3 protein-coding genes are annotated in these 2,907 nt (G+C 73.3%); all 3 read left to right on the forward strand.

From position 1 onward, the window contains the following. The coding region (locus ACFC09_RS45930) for an alpha-glucosidase C-terminal domain-containing protein (protein ID WP_376539162.1) at nucleotides 1–297 on the forward strand (297 nt) is incomplete at its 5' end. 31 nt (nucleotides 298–328) lie between these two features. Then, entirely contained in the window at nucleotides 329–1,675 is a 1,347-nt protein-coding gene (locus ACFC09_RS45935) for a maltokinase (RefSeq protein ID WP_376539164.1), read from the forward strand. 4 nt (nucleotides 1,676–1,679) lie between these two features. Further along, nucleotides 1,680–2,907: 1,4-alpha-glucan branching enzyme (gene glgB / locus ACFC09_RS45940; protein ID WP_376539166.1), on the forward strand; the 1,228-nt coding region annotated here is incomplete at its 3' end.

The raw sequence follows: 2,907 nt of genomic DNA on the forward strand, positions 1-2,907 counted from the left end.
AACCCCGCCTTCGGACTCGGCACCTACACCGAACTCCCCTCCACCAACCCCGCCGTCCTCGCCTTCCTCCGCGAACACGAGGACGACCTCGTCCTATGCGTCCACAACTTCTCCCGCTTCGCCCAGCCGACCGAACTCGACCTGCGGGCCTACGACGGACGGCATCCCGTCGAACTCATCGGCGGAGTCCGCTTCCCTGCCATCGGTGAACTCCCCTACCTCCTCACCCTCGCGGGCCACGGCTTCTACTGGTTCCGGCTCTCCCGAGTCGCATCCCGCATCGGCACACGCCGCTGAGCGCACGGCGCCGAGGAAAGGACGCCTCACCATGCCGAAGACCGCTTCCCTCCGGCCGCGCGGCGGCGCAGCACCCGACCGGCCGATGGCCTCCCTGGCCGGGCTGCTGTGCGAGTGGCTGCCCCGGCAGCGCTGGTTCGCGGGCCGGGACCAGCCCGTCACGGACCTCGCCGTGCTGTCCATGACCGAGCTGTTCCCGGGCTGTGTGCACCTGCTGGTGCACGCCGGTCAGGGAGGCGCCCCCGCGCCCGGCGCCTGCTATCAGCTGCTGCTCGGCGTGCGCAAGCATCCGGCGCCGCACCTGGACCAGGCGTTCATCGGCCGGCCGCAGGAAGGTCCGCTCGCCGGTCAGGCCGTCTACGACGCGCTGCACGACCCGCGTTCGGCCGCGCTGCTCCTGGAACGGTTGCGGAGTCCCGGCACGGCGGGCCCGCTGCGCTTCGAGGCGGACCCGGCCGTGCGGGTGCCCGGCGGGCTCGCGCCGCGGTTGCTGGACGCCGAGCAGTCCAACTCCTCGCTGGTGTACGGCGACGCGTACATCCTGAAGGTGTTCCGGCGCGTCCAGCCCGGCACGAACCCCGATCTGGAGGTGCCGGAGGCGCTGGCCGCACAGGGCTGCACACGGGTGCCCGCCCCGGTCGCCTGGTTCCGCACGACCGAGCCGCGGCCCGCGACGCTGGGGGTGCTCCAGCCGTTCCTGCCGGACGCCTCCGACGGCTGGACGCTGGCGTTGCGGGCGCTCGCCTCGGTGGACGACTTCACCACGGAGGCGCACGAGCTGGGACAGGCCACGGCGGACGTCCATCTGGCGCTCGCCACCGCCTTCCCGGCCGCCGACGGCGGCGAGAACGGCCACACGGTGGCGGCGATGACCGCCCGGCTGGAGGCAGCCGCGCACTGTGTGCCCGCCCTCGCGCCGTTCGTCCCGGGGCTGCGCACCGCGTTCGGCGCGCTGGACGGCGCCGTCGCCGGACCGCCCGCCCAGCGCATCCACGGGGACCTGCACCTCGGCCAGGTGCTGCGGGCCGGCCCGGACTGGTTCGTCATCGACTTCGAGGGGGAGCCGTCACGCCCGCTCACCGAACGGCGCAGCGCGCAGTCCCCGGTCCGGGACGTGGCCGGCATGCTGCGCTCCTTCGACTACGCGGCCCGGCAGCGGCGCCCCTGGCGCCCGGAGTGGGCCCGCCGCTGCCGGGACGCCTACTGCGCGGGCTATGCCACCCGGGCCGGGTGGGACCCGCGTCAGGAGCACGCGCTGCTGCGTGCCCATGAGACCGACAGGGCGGTGTACGAGGCCGTGTACGAGGCCCGGCACCGTCCGGACTGGCTGCCCGTCCCCATGGCCGCGATCGAGCGGCTCGCCGTCAGGGAAGGCTGACACCATGGCACTGCGCGACACCTCGCTCCCCGAGCCGTCGGGACCCGTACCGCCCGCGGTCGTGCCGCTGGATCCGGCCGACCGCGACCGGCTGCTGGCGGGCGCCCACCACGACCCGCACGCGCTGCTCGGCGCCCATCCGGTCCCGGGCGGGGTCCTGTTCCGGGCGCTGCGTCCGTTCGCGCGCGGGGTGAGCGTGCTCATCGACGGGATGCGCAGCGCCCTGGCGTCCGAGGGCGACGGACTCTTCTCGGCGGTGCTGCCCTACCCGGCGATCCCGTCGTACACGCTGCTGGTCGAGTACGACGAGAACGCGGCCACCGGCCACGAGACCGCGGACCCCTACGGCTTCCTGCCCGCTCTCGGCGAGTTGGACCTGCATCTGATCCAGGAGGGCCGGCACGAGCAGCTGTGGCGGGCGCTGGGCGCCGCACCGATGACCCACCAGGGCGTGCGCGGCACCCGTTTCACCGTGTGGGCGCCGAACGCCCGAGGGGTACGGGTCGCGGGTGACTTCACCTGCTGGGACGGCACCCAGTATCCGATGCGCTCGCTGGGCTCCTCGGGTGTCTGGGAGCTGTTCGTGCCGGGGATCGACGAGGGCGCCCGGTACAAGTTCGAGATCACCTCGCGCCACGGCGACCGGTTCCTCAAGGCCGACCCGATGGCCCGCCGCACGGAGGTGCCGCCCGACACGGCCTCCGTGGTGACGTCCTCGCGCTACGAATGGGGCGACGACGACTGGCTGGCGCACCGCGCGGACGTCCCGGTGCACGAGGCGCCGTTCTCCGTGTACGAGGTCCACCTGCCGTCCTGGCGACCGGGGCTGACGTATCGGCAGCTGGCGGAGGAACTCCCCGCCTACGTCAAGGACCTGGGCTTCACCCATGTGGAGCTGATGCCGGTCGCCGAGCACCCCTTCGGCGGCTCCTGGGGCTACCAGGTCACCGGCTTCTACGCACCCACGTCCCGGCTCGGCACCCCGGACGACTTCAAGTACCTGGTCGACGCGCTGCACCGGGCGGGCATCGGCGTGATCATGGACTGGGTGCCCGCCCACTTCCCGCGCGACGACTGGGCGCTGGCCCGGTTCGACGGGGATCCGCTGTACGAGCCCGGGGATCCGCGGCGGGCCGCGCATCCGGACTGGGGCACCCTGGAGTTCGACTTCGGCCGCACCGAGGTACGCAACTTCCTGGTCGCCAACGCCGTCTACTGGTGCGAGGAGTTCC

The sequence above is a fragment of the Streptomyces sp. NPDC056161 genome (genome assembly GCF_042268025.1).
Lineage (GTDB): Bacteria > Actinomycetota > Actinomycetes > Streptomycetales > Streptomycetaceae > Streptomyces.